This window comes from Pseudomonas sp. ZS1P83, from assembly GCF_054897825.1.
Window position 1 is genome coordinate 1,860,003 of the sequence record NZ_CM142706.1, and the last position, 22,042, is coordinate 1,882,044.

Sequence of the window (22,042 nt, forward strand, 5' to 3'; positions counted from 1 at the left end):
GATGAATATCCCTAATCTGATTACCGTACTCCGCGTCCTGCTCATTCCGATCTTCATTTTACTGTTCTACCTGCCTTATCAATGGAGCTACCTGGCGTCCGCCTCGGTCTTCGCATTTGCTGCCGCCACAGACTGGCTCGATGGGTATCTGGCCCGTCGACTGGAACAAAGCACGCCGTTCGGGGCTTTTCTCGATCCCGTTGCTGACAAACTGATGGTCGCTGTTGCGCTGGTATTGCTGGTACAAGAACATGGCAACCTGTGGCTCACGCTGCCGGCCGCTGTGATCATCGGTCGCGAGATAGTCGTCTCGGCACTTCGCGAATGGATGGCCGAACTCGGCGCCCGCGCTCACGTCGCCGTGTCGAACCTGGGTAAATGGAAAACCGCCGCGCAAATGCTGGCGTTGGTGATTCTGCTGGCGAATCCGTCGGATTTCACGTTCTGGGTGTTGGTGGGGTACGCCTTGTTGCTGATATCCGCGGGCCTGACGTTGTGGTCCATGGTCCAATATTTGCGGGCTGCCTGGCCGCATCTGAAGACCGATGTGGAAAAGAAATAAACTTTTTTGAATCAAGGTGTTGACGAGGCTTCTGGATTCTATAGAATGCGCCACACCAAGACGCGGGAATAGCTCAGTTGGTAGAGCACGACCTTGCCAAGGTCGGGGTCGCGAGTTCGAGTCTCGTTTCCCGCTCCAAGCATTAAAAAATGGACCTCTTAAGAGGTCCATTTTTTTGCCCTAAAGAAAAGTCTTTCTTTGGTTCTTCCTCTTGGCGAAACGCCCGCAGACGGCTCCGCCCGGAGCTTGCGAAACGCCCTATTCGTAATGGGTGACTGTTACATAGCTCATCGGCGCTGCATGCTGCATGCTGCATCCAGTGCCTGCTGCTGCTGATCCTTTAGCGGGCCTGACTAACCAAACGCCCAGAGATTTTATATAGCAGCGCAGACTACAAAACGGTGCATGGGTTTTCACACAGCCTAGACCCATTGCAGTCATGCCAGATGACATAAAATCTGACCGAAGCGAATGGCTGGCCCGTTATCAGCTTCTTAATGTCGAACCCACCAGCCATGCCATTGTTACTTCAGAGCCTTGATGGAAACGATGGTGGCTCCCATTCCCTCGGCACGAAACTCAAACGCTACGTGATCCCCAATCTTCAGGCCCGCCAGCTGCTCTGGCGTTGCGTTGAATCCCATGGTCATAGCGGGCCACTGCACGGCTGGAACGGCGCCATGAGCGATAGTCACCGTGTGTTTTCTGGAATTAATGGCCTTGATTGTGCCCTCGGCTTTGGCCACTGGAGCCTGCTTCGTTTCCTGCTTCATCTGCATGCCTTGCATGGGCATATCGTCCATTTTCATACCCGGCATGTCCTCTGCCTGAGCAGAAAGAGACAGCGCAACTGCTGTGCTTGCAACTGCGATAAGGGTCAGTTTCATACGACTTTTCCTTGAGTTTTAGTGGGTTCAACAGCGAGGCGACGACGGCGCATCAAGCGGTAGGCCGCCGGAATGACGAACAAGGACAACAAGGGAGCGGTGACCATGCCGCCGACCATGGGCGCTGCGATGCGACTCATCACTTCGCTACCGGTGCCACTGCCCAAAAGAATGGGTAAGAGACCGGCAATGATGACGGCCACGGTCATGGCCTTGGGTCGGACCCGCTGCACCGCGCCTTCACGAATCGCAGCAATCAACCCTCGCTCAGTGTTATCACCGGCGTCTTCTCGTTCGGTCCAGGCGTTCTTCAGGTAGAGCAGCATGATCACACCAAATTCGGCAGACACACCGGCCAAGGCGATAAAGCCGACTCCGGTAGCCACCGACAGGTTGAATCCCAACAGATAGAGAAACCACGCCCCGCCAGTGAGGGCGAAGGGCAGGGTGGCCATGATCAGCAAGGCCTCGTCGAAGCGGGCGAAAGTCAGGTAGAGCAGCACGAAGATGATCAGCAACGTGGCCGGTACCACCAGCTTGAGCCGGGCGTTGGCCCGTTCAAGAAATTCGAACTGTCCTGAGTAGCTCAGGCTCATTCCAGGCTGCAACTTGACCTGTTCACTGACAATCCGGCGCAGGTCGGCGACCACTGAGGCAATGTCCCGGCCACGCACGTCGATGTACACCCAGCCGGAAGGTCGGGCGTTCTCGCTCTTGAGCATGGGAGGGCCGTCGCTGACCTTGACCTTCGCCACAGTACCGAGGGTGATCTGACTCCCCAAAGGGGTGTAGATCGGCAGCTGCTCCAGGGCGCCGAGCGAGTCACGCCACTCACGGGGATAACGGACGTTGATCGGGAAGCGTGCGAGCCCTTCAATCGTCTCCCCGACGTTCTCACCGCCAATTGCGCCGGCGACGATTGACTGCACATCGGCGATGTTCAGCCCGTAGCGGGCAGCAGCCTTGCGATCGATATCCACATCGATATAACGGCCGCCGGTCAATCGTTCAGCCAGAGCCGAACTGACCCCGGGCACGTCCTTGGCCACGCGCTCGACCGCCTGAGTAACCGCATCGATCTGGGTCAGGTTGGTGCCGGCAACTTTTACCCCGATTGGACTCTTAATCCCGGTGGCGAGCATGTCGATGCGGTTGCGGATGGGGGGTATCCAAATATTGGTCAGCCCCGGGACTCGTACCACTCGATCCAGTTCTTCCACCAGCTTTTCCTGGGTCATCCCTGAGCGCCACTGCTCGCGTGGTTTGAACTGGATGGTGGTCTCGAACATCTCCAGCGGTGCCGGATCGGTGGCGGTTTCTGCGCGGCCAGCCTTGCCGAAGACGTGTTCGACCTCCGGGACGGTCTTGATCAGACGGTCAGTCTGTTGCAACAGCTGCGCCGCTTTCTGCGCCGACAACCCTGGCAGAGCCGAGGGCATGTAGAGCAAATCGCCCTCGTCCAGCGCCGGGAGGAACTCGCCACCCAAGCGAGAGATCGGCCATAGCGCGCTGAGAAAGATCAGTAGTGCGACCAGCAGGGTGATTTTGGGACGACGCAGCACTGCGTCCAGGGCCGGTTGATAGAGCCTGATCAACCAACGGTTCAACGGATTCTGTTGTTCATTGGGGATCCGTCCGCGAATCCAGTAACCCATCAGCACCGGCACCAGGGTCACCGACAGTCCGGCCGCCGCGGCCATGGCGTAGGTCTTGGTGAAGGCGAGGGGGCCAAACAGGCGGCCCTCTTGCGCCTCCAGGGTGAACACCGGAATGAACGACAGGGTGATGATCAATAGGCAGAAGAACAACGCCGGCCCCACCTCGGCCGCCGCTTCGGTCATCACATGCCAGTGATGTTCGCCCTTCAGCTCTTCGCCGGGATGGGCCGCGTGCCAGCCCTCGACTTTCTTGTGGGCGTTTTCGATCATCACCACGGCGGCATCGACCATGGCGCCGATAGCAATAGCGATCCCACCCAAGGACATGATGTTGGCGTTGATCCCTTGGTAGCGCATCACAATGAAGGCAATCAGTATCCCGACCGGCAAGGAAATAATCGCCACCAAGGATGAGCGCAGGTGCCAGAGGAAGATTCCGCAGACCAACGCGACGACGATGAACTCTTCGATCAGTTTGTGACTGAGATTTTCCACCGCGCGGTCGATCAGCTTGCTACGGTCGTAGGTGGTGACAATTTCTACCCCGGCCGGCAGACTGCTTTTCAAGTCATCGAGTTTGGCCTTGACCGCGGCAATGGTCTCGCGAGCGTTCTTGCCGCTGCGCAGAATCACCACGCCGCCGACGGTCTCGCCTTCGCCGTCGAGTTCAGTGATGCCACGCCGCATTTCCGGACCCAACTGGATCGTGGCGACATCGCCAAGGGTCACCGGCACGCCACCCGCACCGAGCTTGAGCGGGATCGCACGGAAATCATTGAGCGTCTTCAGGTAGCCGGAAGCGCGCACGATGAACTCGGTCTCTGCCATCTCCAGCACGGCACCACCGGTTTCCTGATTGGCTTTGCCGATCGCCTCGGTTACCTCAGCCTGAGTGATGCCGAGGGAGGCCAGTTTGAGTGGGTCGAGCTGCACCTGGTACTGCTTGACCATGCCACCCACCGTAGCCACTTCCGCAACGTTGGGCAGGGTCTTGAGTTCGAACTTAAGGAACCAGTCCTGAAGTGCGCGTAGCTGCGCCAGGTCGTGTCCACCACTGCGATCCACCAGTGCGTACTGATAGATCCAACCCACTCCCGTCGCATCCGGCCCCAACGCCGGCTTGGCGCTAGCCGGCAACCGACTTTGTATTTGGCTCAGGTATTCCAACACCCGCGAGCGGGCCCAGTACAAGTCAGTGCCGTCTTCGAACAGCACATAAACAAAGCTATCGCCAAAGAAGGAGTAACCACGCACGGTCTTGGCTCCCGGCACCGAGAGCATGGTGGTGGCCAACGGATAGGTCACCTGGTTCTCGACAATCTGCGGCGCTTGTCCCGGATAAGGGGTGCGGATGATCACCTGAACATCGGAGAGATCCGGCAGCGCATCGATGGGCGTGCTCTGCACCGACCAAATGCCCCAAGCCGTGACAAACAGCGTCGCCAGTAGCACAAGGAATCGGTTGGCCACTGACCAACGAATCAGGGCAGCGATCATGGCTGGCTCCCCGATTTGTCCAGACGCTCAACACGCAAGCCATCGTCGGTCTGGATCACCGCGACCCGAACCTTGTCACCCGCTTTGAGGCCCTGCATCAGAGCGGGGTTGGCGAGTGGGAAAGTCATGGTCATGCCCGGCATGCCCAGCGTCTTGAAAGGGCCGTGGGCGAGCGTGACTTCTTTGTCACTGATCTCAACGATCTGCCCATCCGCCTCATGAAAACCGGAGGCTGCTGCGCTGGGCGGTGACTTTTCCTCCGTGCTTGCAACAATGCCTTTAAGACTGGCCTCCGAGTCGAGCAAGAACTGGCCAGAAGTCACCACCTTCTGGCCTTCTTCCAGGCCTTTCAAAATCACCGTCTTGCCGTCGCTTTCCTGCCCGAGTTGCACCTTCATTGGGCGGTAGCGGCCAGCGTCTTCGGCGAGCATCACCAGGGCACTTCGGCCCGTGCGAATCACCGCCTCACTCGGCACCCACAACACACTTTGCTCGGTCGAGCGGTTCAGGCGGACCTGCGCCGTCATGCCCGGCCTGAGGCGCCCGTCCGGATTGGGTAACTCGACACGTACGCGAAGGGTGCGGCTGTCCGGATTGGTTTCGGACAAAATCGCGCTGACCTTGCCACTAAGCGTTGTCCCTGGAAAGGCTGGCAAGCGCGCTTCGACTGCCTGCCCCACGGTGATAGCTCCGGAATCCGATTCTGGAACGGCCACGGCTAGCCAGACACTACTTAAGCCATTGACGCGTGCCAGAGTGTCGCCAGTCGCCACGGTCATACCCGCGCGTACGTTCAACTCTTGCAATACACCGGCAATGGGGCTGGTGAGAGTCTGGTACGGCTGAACCTTACCGCCACGCTCTACCTGAGAAATCAGTGCTGCCGGCATCCCTGTTAGCCGCAGTCGCTGGCGGGCCGCTGCCAACAGGTCAGCATCCCCGTTGCGCTTCAGGGCAAGGAACTCTGTCTGGGCGGCGGCCCACTCGGGCACCAGGATATCCGCCAACGCCGCGTTGGCTTTGAGCACATCACCGGGCGCATGGGCATAGACTCGCTCCACAAAGCCGGTGGTGCGTGCCTGTATCACAGCGACATCACGTTCGTTGAACGCCAAGACACCTGTCACGTCGAGGCTGGAGTCAAAGATCCCACGGGCGACAGTCGTAAAACGCAGACCGAGATTCTGGGTCAGACTTGGATCGATACTGACGGTCGCACGGTCCCCTGTGCCACCGGCGTACTGAGGAACCAGTTGCATGTCCATGAAGGGAGATTTACCCGGTTTATCAAACTTCTGCTGCGGGACCATCGGATCGTACCAGTACAGCACCTTGCGTTCGTCTGGAGCCTTGGGGCTCTGTTCGGCGGCCCCGTCAGGCATTGCGTTCATGCGCTGGTGAGCGAACCAGTAACCACCGGCAACACCTAATGCTATCGAGACGCCTACCAGCAATGCCCCGTTCCATTTTTTTAGGTTCATTGGCTGGACTCCCCATAAGCGAAGTACAGACGCGCACTGGTGAGGGCTCGCTGCTCTTCCACGTCGATCTGTTTGAGGCGGGCTTCGATGAGTTCACGTCGGGCGGCAACAACTGAATTCAAGTCGCCTTTGCCGGCGCGATAACTGGCCATGCTGAGTTCGACCTTTTCCTTGGCCAGCGGTAACAGGTTTTCCTGGTTTCGGCGCACGGCACGATTCAGGCGCTCATAGTCAGCCAGTTCGCTCTCCAGTTGCTGGGTATGCTCGCGTGACAGGGCTTCGCGCTCGGCCTCAAGCTGGCTGAGTTCAGCCTGTTTGGCAGCGATTTTTGGGTTTTGTCGAGAGTCAGGAAACAGCGGTAGGTCCCAGGAAAATTGCACGCTGACCATATCGCCAAACTCACGGCCACGGTGCTGGTAATCCAGTTCCCAGCTCCAGTCCGATTGTTTTTCCGACACGGCTTCACGAACCTTGGCTTGCGCTTCGCGGGTCATCGGCGCAAACGCTGCCAACTCGGGATGGTGTTGCAGTTTATGGGAGTAGCCTGAGGTATCGACGGGCCATTCAGGCAAGTTGCCCACTGGCTTGTCGTTGGCAGCTGGGCCAATCCAGCGCTTGAGGGCCGCTCGGGCCTGTGCTCTCTTGAGAATCAGATCGTCCTGCTGCTCTGCCAGCTGAGCCGCTTCCTGTTTGGGCGTCACCGTGTCGGCGGGCTGAGCGCGGCCACCGGCAATCTGGGCTCGGACGGTATCGGTCAGCAGGCGGTTTTCTTTGTAGAAGTCCTGGAATAGTGCATCTTTGCGCTCAACCGAATAACTATTGATCCAAGCCAACGCCGTGGACTGGCGTACCTTCAGGCGTTCGACTCGACGCTCCGCAGCGGCGCGATCAACGGCCGCATCGGCGACCTCAATGCGCGCTTTGCGCTTGTCGCTGTTGGGCATCTCCTGCCTGACCCCAACCATTTGCATGGTCATGAAGTCCTGGTCGATGCTCCAGCGATCCGGACCGCCAATGGGATAGTTCTGCACACCCAGAAGCAGCTTGGGATCGGGTAGTTCACCGGCGGGGATGGCTGCATTGCTGGCAGCCTGAATTTTGGCGTCTTGTGCGGTCAGCGACGGCGCATTGTTTTCGGCCAGCCGCAACGCTTCATCGAGTGTCAATGCGGCAGCGAAGCCAGGCAATGCCAGTACGCTTGCCGCCAAGCCGGCCACGAGGGCCCAACCTGTGCAATAGCACTTGGAGTTCATGTTTACGATTCCTGTGATGATCCACTGCGCGCCTCATCAGACATGCGCGCAGATAGGACATCCCGTTAAAACGGAATGAGGCTCAGTGTGGAACAGGAATCAAGCGCGAGGCGGTCGCCACACCCCGGAAGGGGCCCGGGCAGGTAGAAAATCGCTGGAGAAGGAAAGCACAACGGGGCTGGATAAGGTGACAGAAGGCTTGATAATCGAGACTTGCAACATACCGCTTGTCTTGCATTCCTGGCCTGGCTTGCAGGGTTTGCCGTGCTCGGTGGGATTTTTCATGTCCTGGCAGCAGTCTTGTCCCATATCGTCCATCATCGCCATGCCCATCGTCTTCATCGGGCAAGGTTCTGTCGGTGCCTGAACGCCCGCCATCCCGCTGAGGGGAAGCGCCAAGCTGATCATGAAGATGAGGCAAAACCGCAGGTAGCGTTTCATGGGCTGGAGTGTAGTCGTTGAAAATGGCTCTTACAATTAGAAGCGAGTCATCAGCGGCATGCCGCAAGGCGCAGACTCAGGCGATATCACCGGCAAAAAATAGAAGCTTCTCGAGCCGATTCCAGACCTGTTAATGCTACAGGCCGAACCTTTGCAATCCTCAAGCCGATCCAGCCATGAATCCCCACGTCGAAATCCGACACCGCCGATCAGCACGTTGGAAAGGTAAGGTGCTGCTTTTGTTGGCCTATAGTGTTGAAACAGTCGACTTCGGTTTCCATGGCTGACAAGTTACGCGTCTGAGATTGAATTCAAACCGTCAGTAGTGAACAGTGGAGCGCACTGGCCATCCCGGTCCAGTTCGGCGCTGCCTTGGTGCCGTGGCCACAATCCCGCCAGTGAGCGAAGCAGGGTGGTCTTGCCCACGCCGGAAGGGCCGCGCAGCAGCAGTCGTTCACCGGGTGCCAGGTCAGGGTCAGCGGTTCGAACAGCGGTAAACCGTGCTCGTTCAGCGGTGAAAAGTCATGCAGCCGCAGGCCGGCATTACGACGGGTAACGGGGTTGACCGGAGCGGGCAGTGCGTCGAGTTCACGCCAGAAGCTGCACAGGCGCGTATTGGTCGCACGCCACTCGGCGATTTGCGGGTAGCCCAGCATTTTCACCGGGTCAACTCCGGAAGAGGGCGCGCGATGACATGGATCTCTGAAAAGAGGTCCATTTTTTTCGTCCAGAGAAAAGTGGAGCTCCAGCGCCACGGTAGAAAATTCCTTTGCCGCAATCTTTCTCTCCTGGCGGGCCTTCAAGGCTGTTGGAGATCGGTCGAATCTTCGCCAAAGACATTCTGCCCTAGCCTGGCACCGTTTCGACTGCAGCTTTCGCAGAGTCTGAACGCAGCGGGAAAGTGTCGCGTAAGATCAGTCTCGTCAAACATCGGAGTTTCACCCTGTCAAGTGAAGCTAAGAAAATCAAGCTGTCTTCGACCCTGCATAGATAGAACAACATGCTGCCTCTCACCGGCCCTGGGGCCATTGAACGTAACAGGCCGCCACTTGTGCAGCTTTTACGTTGGCCATTGCGCATCGAGCACGATAGCAAGCTTCTTCCTGATTTGATGCAACGAATGCCACGTCAGGGCCTCTTACAAAAACGAGCAGTGCCATTGGTGCAGGTATAGATGCAATGGCCGGAAGCGTTTTTTTTCATGACGACAGGTGATTGTTTTTATGACGGCAGCTGAGAAAAACCATGTGGAATGGCTGGTTGAGCAATCGATGCTTCATGCCGCAAGGCAGCGGGCCAAACTCTACTCTGGGCAAGGTCGATTGTGGCAACAGCCTTATGCCCATACTCGGCCCCGTGATGCTTCGGCCCTGGCTTCGGTGTGGTTCACCGCGTATCCGGCGTCTATTGTTACTAGCGAAAATGGCACCGTGCTGGAGGCCTTGGGTGATGAAACCTTATGGCACGCGCTCTCGAAAATCGGCATCCAGGCTATTCACAATGGCCCGCTGAAAAGGTCTGGCGGTCTTTCGGGCACCATGCACACGCCCACGATTGATGGCAATTTTGACCGCATCAGTTTCGACATCGACTCGCAACTGGGCACCGAGGCGCAGCTTCAGGCGCTGACCCGTATGGCTGCCGCGCACAATGCGGTCATCATCGATGACGTCATCCCATCTCATACTGGCAAAGGCGCGGATTTTCGCTTGGCCGAGATGGCGTTTGAAGACTATCCGGGTCTCTACCACATGGTGGAAATCCGCGAAGAGGACTGGCCGCTGCTACCGGACATTGCCAAGGGGCGTGATGCACAGAATCTCAGCCCGCAGCAGGTAGACGTTCTACGGGACAAGCATTACATCGTCGGCCAGTTGCAGCGGGTGATCTTCTTCGAGCCAGGTGTCAAGGAAACCGATTGGAGCGCGACGCCTATCGTGGTGGGCGTCGATGGGAGGCCGCGACGCTGGGTTTACCTACATTACTTCAAGGAAGGGCAACCGTCGTTGAACTGGTTGGACCCGACCTTCGCCGCGCAGCAGATGATCATCGGAGACGCGCTGCACGCCATCGATGTCATGGGGGCAAAAATTTTACGTCTGGACGCCAACGGATTTCTCGGCGTAGAACGCAAACTCGACGGCACCGCCTGGTCTGAAAGCCATCCGTTATCGATCACCGGCAACCAGTTGCTGGCCGGTGCGATTCGCAAGGCCGGCGGGTTCAGCTTTCAGGAACTGAACCTGACCGTTGACGATATCGCCGCCATGTCCCACGGCGGTGCCGATCTTTCGTACGACTTCATCACCCGACCCGCCTACCAGCATGCGTTGCTGATGGGCGATACCGAATTTCTGCGGTTGATGCTGCGTCAGATGCACACCCTCGGCATCGATCCGGGCTCGTTGATCCATGCCTTGCAGAACCATGACGAACTGACCCTTGAGCTGGTGCATTTCTGGACCCTGCACGCCCATGACACCTTCCTCTACCAGGGCCAGACTTTCCCCGGCAACATCTTGCGCGAGCACATTCGCGAGCAGATGTACGAACGCCTGGCCGGAGAGCACGCCCCCTATAACCTGAAATTTGTCACCAATGGCGTGTCCTGTACCACTGCGAGCATCATCACGGCAGCGCTGGGGATTCGCGACCTCGATGCTATTACGACGGTAGATATTCAGCAGATTCGCCAAGTTCATCTACTGCTGGTGATGTACAACGCGATGCAACCAGGCGTGTTTGCACTGTCTGGATGGGACTTGGTCGGCGCGTTGCCACTGCCGGCGGAACAGGTCGCGCATTTGATGCTGGACGGCGATACGCGCTGGATTCATCGCGGTGCCTACGATCTGGTTGATCTCAATCCCGACGCGCATTTTTCGGCGGGTCAGATGCCACGCCCGAAAACGTTGTATGGCAGCCTGACCAGTCAATTGAAAGACCCGGATTCGTTTGCTTCGCAGCTGAAGAAGATCCTTGCTGTTCGCCGCTCCTACGATATCGCGGCCAGTCGCCAAATCCTGATTCCGGACGTGGAGCATCCGGGGCTGTTGATCATGGTCCACGAATTGCCGGCCGGCAAAGGCACACAAATCACCGCGTTGAACTTCGGCTCGACACCGATCACCGAAACCCTGCACCTGCCAAATATTGCCCCGGGGCCGGTGGTCGACATCATCAATGAGCGGGTCGAAGGCGATCTCACGCCTGAGGGCGAATTCACCATCACGCTGGATGCCTATGAGGGATTGGCACTGCGTGTGGTCAGTAGCTCGCCGATGATCTAGGGGCCGCATTGGCTATGGGCAGAACCCAATAGCGTGTCTTGGAATAATTCCCTTTCTTGCTCTCCCGACAGAGCAGTTCGTCAATCTAATAGGGGTCGGCTCAACGAAAGACGAGATCAACGAATACCTGGCCGGCTTCGTCAAATCGGTCAACGCCCCGGCCCGTGAAGGTGTCACGGTGCAGCGCGTGGTTCCACGCAGCATCGGTGGTTTCGAGGTGTACACCTCGCAAGGCGAACTCACCGCTGATGGGTTACTACGAGATCGGCGTTGACACTCACCCGCTGCGTGAAGGTGTACGCGACAACACCAACCACTACGACACCAGTCGCGATGGCGGGCGTGATATCGGCCTGCGTAAATTCGCCTTCGAAGGTATGGAATTGTTCGGTCGCCTCGACGGGTCGCGGGGCACTGGCATGCAGTTTGCCAACAATCCTGGTGAAAGCCTGGACAGAACAGCACTCCATTGACGCTCCGTCTGGTACGCCTGACGAGCCGGTTTGGGGGCCGGAGCAGGAGAGCAGTGAACAACTCAGCCGGTGCCTGTGGCGTAGAGCCAACCCCCGCAGTTGAAACATTGGCGAAATAATCTGGCCGTATGATTCGCGTCATTGGAATCCTAGGTACTAGAGATGAATCGGCCATCAAGAAGCATGCGCAAACTGCTCGACTCCGTCGCTACCAACAATGAGCACGCGGCGCTGGATGTTATGCGTGCAACTGAGCAGCTCACGGACGAGGTGTTGCGGCAACGGTTGCTCAACCTGGTTCACCGGCTCAATCAGGACGCCGATGACCTGCGATTGGCGCGCGACGACATCCAGGGCGGAGCCATCAAATTCGCGTGACTGACCGCCAGCGACTCAGCGGACTGGTTGAACTAACCGTATGTTTGGCGCCGGTACGCATGGCAGCTCCGTCAACGTCGAGTTTCGGCTGTCCAAGTGATTTGGTTTTAGTACAAAAGGGCCCTTCGAGGGCCCTTTATTGCATGCGCTTTCGCAATTGCAAAGCCGAATTAAGCTTGGCGCGCTGCTAATGCCGAGTAGCTGTTCATCAGGTTGCGATAGTTCGGAATGCGCTGGGACAGCTGGTTGCTCAGGCCTTCGATGTCATTGCGCCAGTCGACCTAGCGTTGATCTGGCCGGGACGGGCAATGTAAGGCGCGTCCGGAAACATTTCTTTTAGCTCCGGTACCAGCGGGCCATTGGGGCCTTGTTCGAAACTGGTGGTGAGAACGGTCGGCAGTTCGAAGAATATCGCCACGTCAGCCAGGGCCAGCACATTGTTCTTGAACTCGTTGGGCGAGAAGTCCTGCACCAGCGAGATCAGACCGGTCTGGTGGTCGATCATCAGGACTACAGCGTCGTCTTTGTTCAGGCGGTTGTGCATACGGAGTATTTACTACACGACGCCTGTTGAAGTCTTGGCAAACGTCGTCCCACCAAACTGGCCCGCGCTCCCCAAGCGCCACCCTGGCCGTTTGAACGCATGATCTGGCTGCCTTTAACTGCGTAGCATTGCCAGGGGTTTTGCTGCCTTTATCTCACGTCGCGCGGCCGTGAATTCGTCGACGAGACGCTGCCGGGCATCTCCAATTAGGAGGTTGCTGCAATGTCACAGCTGCCCTTTGACGACAAAGTAGCTATCGTCAGGGGTTGTCGTTTACATGTCAAAAATGCCTTGTTATTTCAAGTGCCGTGGCTTGGTTCGTACTAGACCGCATCCGGTCACAAAACGATTCTAAGCTGGCAGACTATACAAGACCGACAAACGACAGGATAACTAGGACGATGACAACTGCCCCAACGATGTAGATGATATTGTTCATAAAAACGACCTCTCTATCTCAACGGGATGGGTGACACCTAGGTGTCTAATACAAATGACACCGTGGCTCTCAGTTCCGTTCCGCACCAGTTTCAGAGGCGGCGCCATCGCACCTAATGTCCGTTGCGATTTTACGAACCTTCTCTCGTCGTCAAACGTTGATTGATCGACGTTTGCGCATGTGCAAATCCTGTAATTGATCCGACTTAATGAGCAAAGTAAATACGCTTACTTCAGGCAAATCGGTGTTTTTGGTGTAACGTTAGGAGACTAATCACAAAGAGGTTTTCCATGTCCAAGCTCGCCGAATTCCGCCAACTTGAAAAACACCTTGCCGAACAGCTCCAAGCGCTCGAAGCACTGAAGGGGGATGCCGGGCTCAAGCAGGAAATCGAGTTCGAAACCAAGCTCCGCGCCCTGCTTGCCAAGTACGGCTACAGCTTGAAAGATGTCGTGAAGCTGCTTGATCCACACGCCGGTCGTCGTGCTCCAGCTGCCCAGTCGCAATCTGGCACGCGCAAGCCGCGTCAGGTGAAGGTCTACAAAAATCCGGAATCTGGCGAAGTCGTGGAAACCAAAGGCGGCAACCACAAAACTCTGAAAGAGTGGAAAGCGAAATACGGCTCCGACACTGTCGAGTCTTGGCTGACCAAGTGATTTTGTTTGAGTACAAGCAAAGGGCCCTACGAGGGCCCTTTTCGTTATCGGATTTCCAGAGCTTTAGGTCTTAGAGCAACACCCACTGATTTACGTATGACTGCTTTTGCGAATGGGCAACGAATCTTCATTCAACCTAATGCCGCCCACGCCATGAAATACGACAGCTTTCATTTCTCACCACGTCATATCTTTGAATGACACAAGAAGGCGGAGGATCCCGTGTTTAAAGGGGTTAATTCCCAAATGAGAAAGAACGTGCTGGAGATGAACGGAGTTTGCAATTGCCGAGTCGACGCACGAGGGGTGAGCAGGTCAAGACCTAACTTATCGTAGCCCTGCCCCCGATTTTTTCGCTGTCCCAGGCGTCAGCGTAACAAAAGGCCTGCAGCTCGAGCCCGTAAAGCCATCACGAGATTCGGTGGCAGTTTTTTAATTTCGTCAGAACAGAGGGCCAAATGTCCCCGAAATTCTTTCGATTCATCATCGTATTTTGAAATGTCAGCGAGCACAAAGCTGTATCGACTCAGGTAGGCCGCAGACAAATCATCTGCCAACGCCCTAGCAGGCTCTCCGGCTAATGCAAGACACCATTGCGCAATTTCAATTATTCGTTCGCTTGGTGCTCGCGGTGTTACACCATTTAAGAAATTCAGGATGAATTTGTTATAGAGCAGAGCGCCTTGCTCGGGTTCATCCGTAGGATTTCCCGGACAATGTCGTCGTTCCCAAGGAAGGATGTAAACCATTTTGTCCATCAAAGTCTGAAGAACATAATCCGACGGCTTCACCAATCGATGCATAATCTTCTCCTGAAAAAAACACGGTTAAGCAATGGTAGCTTATTCGTAGAGGCCAATGGCCTTATGAGGAAAATCATACCGGGATGTGTACCTGGCTCGATGAATCTCGGATTGCTTTGAGGAAAATTCGCTACCTAAGGCATACCTTCTTGTTAAGGACGCTGGGCTTCAGCGTCTCCTAGCCCCTGCACCGTCCACTGGTCTTGCAATATACCTTTGGCATACCTACAGCAAGGTGTTGAACCAGGGCAGAATCGCCCTTGGATAGCCACGTGGTAGCCAAGAAGGTCTTCAATCAGGTAGACAGTGAAGTCTGGGCAACGCTCTGGCGCAAATGGCTGACCAGCCGGCGCAACCCGACGAAGTCGATCGCTCCGTCGTGAAACGGCGTAACGAGAGGAACCCAGATACCTTGAAACGATGACATGCACAGACTCCTGATGCTAATTGGGAGTCATCCGCAGTTGCTAGCGGGAACGCTCTCGCCGTTCGCGACGATTAAGCGCGAACAGGAGTCCGCCAAGCAACATTGTCGCGCCTAGTGCAATTAGCAAAGAAGGTCTGTGCTTGGCTGCGCGCCAGCCACCTTTTGCGAGACGTTGGCCGCCTGGTGGCCCAAAGAGGTTGCCTGATGACGGTGCGGACTGACGACTGTGCTCCACGCCCAAACGTAAATCTACTTGGGCGTTGTATCGCACCTTGTTCAGTTTCAGGCGTGCGCCATCAATCAGAGTCAATATCAGGCCTTCGATGGTGCCGGCTATTCGATCTGGAAACACCGGCTCGCCTGAAGGATCAAGTTCGTCGTAGAAAAATTGCTGACCTTCCAGCCACCCGACGGCGGTCATTAGTTCGGGGCCCAAGTAATATTTTCCGTCAAGAAAGAAGCCGGGAAAACTTCGTGTGCGTTCTAGGCTTTCGACGACGTAACGCTCGCCAGGCTTCATACCGGTTAAGGAATCGATCATGGGGAAGTCCTCAGTTTCGCAGGTGTTGCGATAGAGGACGGGTTGTAAACAATGTTCCATCGAGCTGACGTAAAGGTGTACAGACCGATGGACCGTCCGTCTATTCTCCCGCACCTAGGGCGCTGGTTGCATCGCTCATCATTCCATTGGAACTCCCCATAACACTGCTCCGTCATCTGCAATAAGGGGGGCTGCGGGCATTTCGTGGCGAACCCTGATACCGCTTTTTTCATTCAGAAGGCGAGGGACGACATGAATACTTCAGACAACACCACTGGGAGTCAGCCAGATAAACCCAACTCCGGAGGGCCAGAGCAGAACTTTGAACACTTGAAAGAAAACGTGACTGTAGTGGTCTAATGAAACCGGACACCCATTTAGGCGAGAATGCTCGCCAGATCGAGGTGTCAGATGACCAAACAACGCCGTTCCTTTTCTGCTGAATTCAAACGCGAGGCTGCCGACCTCGTGCTCAAGCAAAACTACAGCTACATCGAAGCCAGCCGTTCACTCGGTGTCGGCGAGTCGGCACTACGCCGCTGGGTCGACCAGGTTCAGCAGGAACACCAAGGAGTCACCCCGCAGAGCAAAGCGCTGACACCGGAACAGCAAAAAATTCAGGAGTTGGAAGCCCGAATTACCCGCCTTGAACGGGAAAAATCGATATTAAAAAAGGCTACCGCGCTCTTGATGTCGGAAGATCACGAGCGTACGCGCTGATCCATCAGCTGAGCGTCCATGAGCCGATTGATTGGCTGTGCAAAGTGTTTGAGATCAATCGATCAAGTTACTACGCCCACCGCCTCAAGCACCGAACGCCGGATGTCGAACGGCTTCGGTTGCGCAGCCGGGTGAGCGAGTTGTTTTCACAAAGTCGCAGTGCTGCCGGCAGCCGTAGCATCCTCTCGTTGATGCGTGACGATGGTGAGCAACTCGGTCGGTTCAAAGTGCGCAGCTTGATGCGTGAGCTTGACCTCGTCAGCAAACAGCCAGGTTCTCATGCTTACAAACGGGCAACGGTTGAACGGTTGGATATCCCGAATATCTTGAATCGGGAGTTCGATGTCCCGGCACCCAACCAAGTGTGGTGCGGCGACATCACCTACATTTGGGCTCAGGGGAAATGGCACTATCTGGCTGTCGTGATGGACCTTTGCGCGCGTCGGGTGGTGGGCTGGGCGCTATCGGAAAAGCCGGACGCCGAGCTGGTTATCAAGGCGCTGGATATGGCTTACGAACAACGGGGAAGGCCTCAGGGGCTGCTGTTTCACTCGGATCAAGGGTCGCAGTATGCGAGTCGTTTATTTCGCCAGCGACTGTGGCGTTATCGCATGCGTCAGAGCATGAGTCGTCGGGGGAATTGCTGGGACAACGCGCCGATGGAGCGCGTGTTCCGCAGCTTGAAAACCGAATGGATACCGACCACGGGCTACAGGACGGCTCAAGAAGCCCAACGCGATATCAGTCATTTCTTGATGCATCGGTACAACTGGATTCGGCCCCATCAATTCAACGGTGGGCTGGCGCCAGCTCGGGCCGAAGAAAAACTTAACGTCGTGTCCGGGATTAGTTGACCACTACAGACTGAGGTGCTTGGCGGCGCAAGGCAGCAAGCTGACGCGCAGTTTGGCCAATATCGAGATACGGCAGCAGACCAGATTGAGGCATTGGCCAAAGGAGCGAAATCAGTCGTATCTGAACTTGAAAGCAAGGACACGCTCGGCATGTCCGACTACCTCGCGGACATGGCGGAGTCCATGAGCGGCTTAGCCGGCAGTCTTCGTGGAAAGAGTGCCGAACAATTGCTTCATGACGGGGCTGATCTTGCTCGTAACAACCCGGCGTTGTTCATCGCCGGCAGTATTGCATTGGGCTTTGGCCTGTCGCGTTTTCTCAAGGCCGGTAGCTCGCCTGCGGCGACATTCACTGATACCAGCGACCCGGCAGCAGGCAACTCAATGCCTCCAGCAGGCGGTTTCGGCGCGCAAAGACCCTATGAAACTTCAGTTCCGTCACGCGGCGATCAAGGCCCGGGCCTGGCCACTGGCATCACGCCAGCCTCGCCGAATGAGCAAGACCATCCTTCGGACTTCGCAACGAACTCGACACCTGGGTCAACCACCTTCAAAGGAGCACTGTGATGAACAGAGAAGATTCAGATTTTCCGGGCTCAAGGCCAGTGCCCGTGCCTGATCCCGACGCTTCGGTTGTCGGGCTGATACGGCAGCTATCCCGCGAAGTACCTGCGCTGTTTACCAAAGAGCTCGCTTTGGCCAAAGCTGAGCTTCAGGCCAGCCTCACGACGCTTAAGGCCGGCATTGCTGGTGTCGCGGGTGGTGCGATTGTGCTGCTGGCGGGGTTCATCATCTTGTTGATGTCCGCCGTCTACGGCCTGAGCATCATCATGGCGCCTTGGCTGGCAGCGCTGATTGTCGGTGTCGTGGTGATGATTGTTGGGTTCGCCATGTTGCAGTCAGGGAAAAAACAATTAGATCCGTCCCACTTCAAGCCTGATCGCACGCTGGATGCCTTGAACAAAGACCAGGAAGCGCTGCGGAGGAAAGTCTCATGAATAGTGAATTCGAAACCGAGTCGCAGAAAAGCCCTGAAGCCATCGAGCGTGAAATCGACGCGCAGCGGGCGAGTATCGGCAACATCGTTGATGCATTGGAAAGCAAATTTACGCCAGGACAGGTGTTCGATCAGGCGTTGTCCTTCATGCAGAGCAATGGCTCGACGTTCCTGACCAACCTGGGCACCAGCGTTCGTAATAACCCCGTTCCCGCTGTACTGACGTCGGTCGGGTTGTTGTGGCTGATGATGAGTCAGAATCGTCCGCCGACCCCACGCCCCGGTTATCAAGTCGGCCCCGATCAGAACAGGGTTGGTGAGTGGGCCGATGGCCTTGCTGATGGCATCGACAGTGCACGTGATCATTTGCACCAGACCGCCGATACGCTTAAGGAGGGCTACCAGACCGTCAAAGGCAAAGCGGCGAACCTGGGTGACAACCTGGGGGCTGCCACCGAAAACATCAGCCATGCCGTTCATGACGCCAGCGACCGCTTGGTGCGTAGTACCCAAGTGATGAGTAATCAATTCAGCCATTTACTTAAGGAACAGCCACTGATGGTCGCCGCTGCGGGGATCGCGTTAGGGGCGATGTTGGGGGCAGCCTTGCCTTCGACAGCCACCGAGCAACGCTACTTGGGCAAGACCAGCGCGGGCCTGGCCGACAAGGTAAAACAGCAGGCACGGGAGGGATTTGAAGCGGTGCGCGATACGGTGACCAAAACGACTGATCACTTGGACGTGAAGCCGGAAGGGGAGACCCGCACAACATCAGATATGTCCGCTGATCCCAATCGAGGATTGGGCACGTCATAAAAGGGTTGTATGAAAGGCGGGAGGTTCAATACTGGCCTCCCGCTGTTCACCGGTCAAACGAGTCGTCAGCATTTTTGCGGCGAATGGACGATATCAAGCTTTGCCAACACAGATTAAACACCTTTGGTCGGCCCTCATGAACCCATGGCGAAAGTTGCAGATCCATTCAGCAATACATTCAGGATTCATGCAGTCATGAACTCTTTTAAAAATCTGTTGACGCCAGCACAAGCACGAAGACTTTTTGCTCTGGATTCGTGGCATCGCGCGCTCGAGAACTGCTCTCTGCGTATGGACTGTCCAGATACCTATCATGAGGAGCTGCTTCGACAGGCGGACGAGATGGATCGTCAAGGTATTGTTGATTGGGAGGAGTGGAGAGACTTACGAGTTGAGGCGGACCAGGCTTATTTGCGTGCGGTCGCGGGAGAGGACTACCACTCGGTTGATCCACGTAAGGTGATGAGTGAAACGTCGGCTATGTCGACTGATTTGAACATCGTTTAGGGACAGGGAGGAGCAATGAACGACCAGCTGAAGTTCGGTATAGAAGAAGAGTATTTCATAACCGACCTGGTCACCCGACAGATGCCTGGGAATCTATCCTGCGTGGTGAGTGACAAGTGCAAAGCTGAATTGGGGCAAAGCTTTGCGTACGAGATGTTCCAGGCACAGATCGAAGTATCTTCGCCTATTTTCACGAGTCTTCCGCAAGCAGCGGATTATCTCGCTCATGCGCGTGGCACTTTGCAGCATTCTCTCCAGTCTTTTGAATTAGGTTTGCTTTGTGCCGGCAGTCATCCCTTGGCGGACTGGCGTGTGCAACACGCCACAGACCAGAGTCATTTTCAGCAGCTGTTCACAGATTACCAACGCGTAGCTCGGCGCAGTCTGCTATCGGGTTTGCACGTGCATGTGGAGATTCCGAATCACTTGGATCGAATTCAGGTAATGAACGAGGTGCTTCCGTGGATACCTTTGCTACTGGCCTTAAGCAGCTCCTCACCCTTTTGGGATGGTGGCGACAGCGGTTTTGCAAGCTATCGCCAGACAGCCTGTGATGAATGGCCTCGGATGGGCGTACCAGAGCTTTTTGAGGATCATCTCGCCTATGACGCCTACATCGCATTTTTGATTTCAATCGGCTCGATGAAAACGCCTAGCGATTGCTGGTGGGGAGTGCGGCCCTCTGCTAGGTACCCGACGCTGGAATTGCGAATGACGGACGCATGTCCGCGTTTAGAGGACGCTTTGTGTATAGCCTCTTTTTTCCGATTAATGATCGCCTACGCTATCGATCAACCGCGTCCAGGATCGGCCTACTCTCAGAAATCCAGATGGATACTGATGGAAAATCGATGGAGAGCTAAACGATCAGGAATCGACGCAGCGTTCCTCATTGAGGGTTACGACCGGGCATTTACGATTGAACAATGGCTGTTCATGGCAGAGCAGATCTTGGGAGAAACAGCTCGAGCACTTGCTGTAGAGAACGTTTTTTCCGAGCTTCGGCGAATTATCCGTGAAGGCACCAGTGCAGAACGGCAACGAAATGTATACCAAGAAGCTGTGGGCAGTGGACGGAGTGTCAATGAAGCACTCTCACAAGTAGTCGATCAGCTTCTAATGGAAACAGCGGACACCTGAGTTCACTTCACAGCTGGTCAAGCCCTCGTCGATCAATGGATTTTTCCGAATGGGTCAGCTCTGGGCACTGGTCAAGGAAGGGGCGCAGAGAGCGTCGAAGACAGCGCCAACCAAGGCGGAAATCACTGCGATAGCTAGCGAGTTTCTAAAGGGCAAGACAGCGTCGTTCAAGATTTATAAGGAGGACGGCACTGTTCAGGAGGAGCATTTCCGCGAGCCGCCGACCCACGGAAATCTGAAGGCTGATTTTGACATCTGCGTTCGTTGAATGCGGTCGTGGATTATCCTTTTGCCTGGGCTTATCAGACCGATCTCTGGTGTGCCGCTTGTCCCAGCGGTCTGCAGGATGAGGGGAAGGTCGTGGGGTAACGCGTTTATAGGTTCGGGCCATGGAACGGGTGTAATCAAAGGATGGTCATCCATTGAGATGAAGCTTGGGTACTCTGACAAGGAAGGTAGTGCCATGTCCTTGGTTCGATATCACCTCAATAACACCGCCGTGCGATGCAACGATCTCTGAAGCGATGAATAGGCCCAAGCCTAATCCTTCACTAGGCCCATGGTCGACAAACGAGTGCTGGGAAAATCGGCCCATTGGATTAAAAATGAAGGGTAAAACGTCGTCCGGTATCGGCTCACCGGCATTATGAACGGAGAAAACAACGCTCTCCTCTGAAACGACCAGCGCCACCTCTATAGGGTGCTGGTTATCACCGTGCTGCACCGCATTGCTAATGATATTGGAGAACACCTGCTCCATTCGCGCCCCATCAAATTCTCCGCCAGCCGACGCTTTCTTCTCGAAGAGAATAGCCGTGCTGGGATGAAACGTCCGGATCTCATCTACGATGCGCTCGCACAAGGGCAACAGATCCAAGCCTTCTTTTTTGACGGGAATTCCTGGGCCCATCTGACAACGTGTGAGGTCCAACAGGTCACCGACAATCTGACTAGCGCGCTTAACGCTGGTGTAAATTTGAGAGGATATTTTGGTCGCCCTTACGCCTAGTCCCTCCGAGCGCCTCAACACGTCAGCGCCGAGCAAAATAGCGCCCAACGGGGTTCGCAAATCATGTCCCAAAATGCCGAGAAAAACGTTGCGTGATGCCTCAACTGCGCGCGAGTAGCTCGCGATGGATTCTGCTAGTGCCTGGTCGATGGCTTCATGAAATCGGGTCATATCATCCACATCCAATGGAGTGCCAGCCTGGATTTGCTTCATCCACTGACTGAGCACACTTGTCCTGAGCGCGCGATACTCCGACACCATTTGATCGATTGTGAAACCTGCCATTAGCCGCGTAACTGCATGGGTTTCCGCAGGCGACTCCGTTTCAGTCGTCGGCGCATTGCCCTGCGCCTTTGCAATCTGCTCTTGCACCGATTGTTTTGTACGTAAATCGAGCACGATAGCATGAAGCATTTGTTCGGCATGATCCCGTAAAGCCTCGGTATCCAGCGGCGCACCAGGTGTGTCAATCGTACGTGCGAAATCTTCCCAAGCCTGCAGAATTGGCTCAAGGTTCTTGGTGATAAAGTCTGACAGCCGCATGCTGGTATTCCAGGTTAAGAACGCGAATTCCAGGCAAAAACAGAAGGGAAGCCGCAAAGGTGCAGTAGAGCACGGATAGGTTGTATCGCAGAATCGCCAAAAGAGAACGTTATGTCCTAAATGAAG

General features: G+C 55.8%; 21 protein-coding genes, 1 tRNA gene and 2 pseudogenes. 13 read left to right on the top strand and 11 right to left on the bottom strand.

Going from position 1 to position 22,042, the window contains the following annotated elements:
* Position 1: 1 nt before the first annotated feature.
* Both pgsA and ACYZT0_RS08980 read left to right on the top strand, forming a co-directional pair.
* Entirely contained in the window at positions 2–562 is a 561-nt protein-coding gene (pgsA, locus tag ACYZT0_RS08975; RefSeq protein ID WP_017339130.1) for a CDP-diacylglycerol--glycerol-3-phosphate 3-phosphatidyltransferase, read from the top strand.
* A gap of 62 nt (positions 563–624) precedes the next feature.
* Positions 625–700: transfer RNA gene (locus ACYZT0_RS08980), tRNA-Gly, on the top strand.
* A gap of 386 nt (positions 701–1,086) precedes the next feature.
* Here ACYZT0_RS08980 and ACYZT0_RS08985 read toward each other — a convergent pair.
* From ACYZT0_RS08985 to ACYZT0_RS09010, 6 genes are all read right to left on the bottom strand, one after another.
* On the bottom strand, positions 1,087–1,449 hold the full coding sequence (locus ACYZT0_RS08985; RefSeq protein ID WP_462045512.1) for a copper-binding protein: 363 nt from the start codon (positions 1,447–1,449) through the stop codon (positions 1,087–1,089).
* Positions 1,446–4,604, bottom strand: a complete 3,159-nt coding sequence (locus tag ACYZT0_RS08990; RefSeq protein ID WP_462045513.1) for an efflux RND transporter permease subunit — start codon at positions 4,602–4,604, stop codon at positions 1,446–1,448. The genes ACYZT0_RS08985 and ACYZT0_RS08990 overlap by 4 nt, the downstream gene beginning before the upstream one ends.
* Entirely contained in the window at positions 4,601–6,085 is a 1,485-nt protein-coding gene (locus ACYZT0_RS08995) for an efflux RND transporter periplasmic adaptor subunit (RefSeq protein ID WP_462045514.1), read from the bottom strand. Before ACYZT0_RS08995 ends, ACYZT0_RS08990 begins: the two co-directional genes overlap by 4 nt.
* Positions 6,082–7,338: a TolC family protein gene (locus ACYZT0_RS09000; RefSeq protein ID WP_462045515.1), complete on the bottom strand. Its 1,257-nt coding sequence runs from the start codon at positions 7,336–7,338 to the stop codon at positions 6,082–6,084. The genes ACYZT0_RS08995 and ACYZT0_RS09000 overlap by 4 nt, the downstream gene beginning before the upstream one ends.
* A 99-nt stretch (positions 7,339–7,437) precedes the next feature.
* Entirely contained in the window at positions 7,438–7,779 is a 342-nt protein-coding gene (locus tag ACYZT0_RS09005; RefSeq protein ID WP_462045516.1) for a hypothetical protein, read from the bottom strand.
* Positions 7,780–8,070: 291 nt separating this feature from the next.
* Positions 8,071–8,205: a hypothetical protein gene (locus ACYZT0_RS09010; RefSeq protein ID WP_462045517.1), complete on the bottom strand. Its 135-nt coding sequence runs from the start codon at positions 8,203–8,205 to the stop codon at positions 8,071–8,073.
* Between the two features lie 797 nt (positions 8,206–9,002).
* Between ACYZT0_RS09010 and treS the strand changes: the two genes are divergently transcribed.
* From treS to ACYZT0_RS09025, 3 genes are all read left to right on the top strand, one after another.
* Positions 9,003–11,069 (top strand): maltose alpha-D-glucosyltransferase, encoded by a 2,067-nt coding sequence (gene treS / locus ACYZT0_RS09015; RefSeq protein ID WP_462045518.1) that lies wholly within the window; start codon positions 9,003–9,005, stop codon positions 11,067–11,069.
* A gap of 248 nt (positions 11,070–11,317) precedes the next feature.
* Positions 11,318–11,542: a hypothetical protein gene (locus ACYZT0_RS09020; RefSeq protein ID WP_462045519.1), complete on the top strand. Its 225-nt coding sequence runs from the start codon at positions 11,318–11,320 to the stop codon at positions 11,540–11,542.
* A 162-nt stretch (positions 11,543–11,704) separates the two neighbouring features.
* Complete coding sequence (locus ACYZT0_RS09025) at positions 11,705–11,920, top strand: hypothetical protein (RefSeq protein WP_462030302.1); 216 nt, start codon at positions 11,705–11,707, stop codon at positions 11,918–11,920.
* 283 nt (positions 11,921–12,203) lie between these two features.
* Here ACYZT0_RS09025 and ACYZT0_RS09030 read toward each other — a convergent pair.
* Positions 12,204–12,464, bottom strand: a pseudogene (locus ACYZT0_RS09030) (cysteine hydrolase family protein); the annotation flags it as partial.
* Between the two features lie 729 nt (positions 12,465–13,193).
* On the opposite strand from ACYZT0_RS09030, the gene ACYZT0_RS09035 reads away from it, so the two are divergent.
* Complete coding sequence (locus ACYZT0_RS09035) at positions 13,194–13,559, top strand: histone-like nucleoid-structuring protein, MvaT/MvaU family (RefSeq protein WP_462045520.1); 366 nt, start codon at positions 13,194–13,196, stop codon at positions 13,557–13,559.
* 368 nt (positions 13,560–13,927) lie between these two features.
* Here the strand turns inward: ACYZT0_RS09035 and ACYZT0_RS09040 are convergent, their stop codons facing one another.
* From ACYZT0_RS09040 to ACYZT0_RS09050, 3 genes and pseudogenes are all read right to left on the bottom strand, one after another.
* Positions 13,928–14,362, bottom strand: a complete 435-nt coding sequence (locus ACYZT0_RS09040; protein WP_462045521.1) for a hypothetical protein — start codon at positions 14,360–14,362, stop codon at positions 13,928–13,930.
* Between the two features lie 331 nt (positions 14,363–14,693).
* Positions 14,694–14,789, bottom strand: a pseudogene (locus tag ACYZT0_RS09045) (4-hydroxy-tetrahydrodipicolinate synthase); the annotation flags it as partial.
* Positions 14,790–14,829: 40 nt separating this feature from the next.
* Complete coding sequence (locus ACYZT0_RS09050; RefSeq protein ID WP_462045522.1) at positions 14,830–15,330, bottom strand: short chain dehydrogenase; 501 nt, start codon at positions 15,328–15,330, stop codon at positions 14,830–14,832.
* Positions 15,331–15,741: 411 nt separating this feature from the next.
* Here ACYZT0_RS09050 and ACYZT0_RS09055 point away from each other — a divergent pair.
* The 7 genes from ACYZT0_RS09055 to ACYZT0_RS09085 all read left to right on the top strand — a co-directional run bounded on the left by ACYZT0_RS09055 (position 15,742) and on the right by ACYZT0_RS09085 (position 20,632).
* A protein-coding gene (locus ACYZT0_RS09055) for an IS3 family transposase (protein ID WP_462042754.1) occupies positions 15,742–16,904 on the top strand; the annotation gives its coding sequence in 2 pieces (ribosomal slippage) (positions 15,742–15,997 and positions 15,997–16,904; 1,164 coding nt in all).
* A gap of 15 nt (positions 16,905–16,919) precedes the next feature.
* The gene (locus ACYZT0_RS09060; protein ID WP_462045523.1) at positions 16,920–17,471 is read left to right on the top strand and encodes a hypothetical protein; all 552 of its coding nucleotides are present in this window, start codon (positions 16,920–16,922) and stop codon (positions 17,469–17,471) included.
* Entirely contained in the window at positions 17,471–17,902 is a 432-nt protein-coding gene (locus tag ACYZT0_RS09065) for a phage holin family protein (protein ID WP_462045524.1), read from the top strand. Before ACYZT0_RS09060 ends, ACYZT0_RS09065 begins: the two co-directional genes overlap by 1 nt.
* The gene (locus ACYZT0_RS09070; protein ID WP_462045525.1) at positions 17,899–18,717 is read left to right on the top strand and encodes a DUF3618 domain-containing protein; all 819 of its coding nucleotides are present in this window, start codon (positions 17,899–17,901) and stop codon (positions 18,715–18,717) included. Before ACYZT0_RS09065 ends, ACYZT0_RS09070 begins: the two co-directional genes overlap by 4 nt.
* Positions 18,718–18,912: 195 nt before the next feature.
* Positions 18,913–19,224: a hypothetical protein gene (locus ACYZT0_RS09075; RefSeq protein WP_462045526.1), complete on the top strand. Its 312-nt coding sequence runs from the start codon at positions 18,913–18,915 to the stop codon at positions 19,222–19,224.
* Positions 19,225–19,239: 15 nt separating this feature from the next.
* The gene (locus ACYZT0_RS09080) at positions 19,240–20,364 is read left to right on the top strand and encodes a carboxylate-amine ligase (RefSeq protein WP_462045527.1); all 1,125 of its coding nucleotides are present in this window, start codon (positions 19,240–19,242) and stop codon (positions 20,362–20,364) included.
* Between the two features lie 49 nt (positions 20,365–20,413).
* A complete protein-coding gene (locus ACYZT0_RS09085; protein ID WP_462045528.1) occupies positions 20,414–20,632 on the top strand; it encodes a DUF2188 domain-containing protein in 219 nt (72 codons plus the stop codon).
* Between the two features lie 147 nt (positions 20,633–20,779).
* Here ACYZT0_RS09085 and ACYZT0_RS09090 read toward each other — a convergent pair whose 3' ends face one another.
* Entirely contained in the window at positions 20,780–21,916 is a 1,137-nt protein-coding gene (locus ACYZT0_RS09090; protein WP_462045529.1) for an ATP-binding protein, read from the bottom strand.
* Positions 21,917–22,042: the final 126 nt, after the last annotated feature.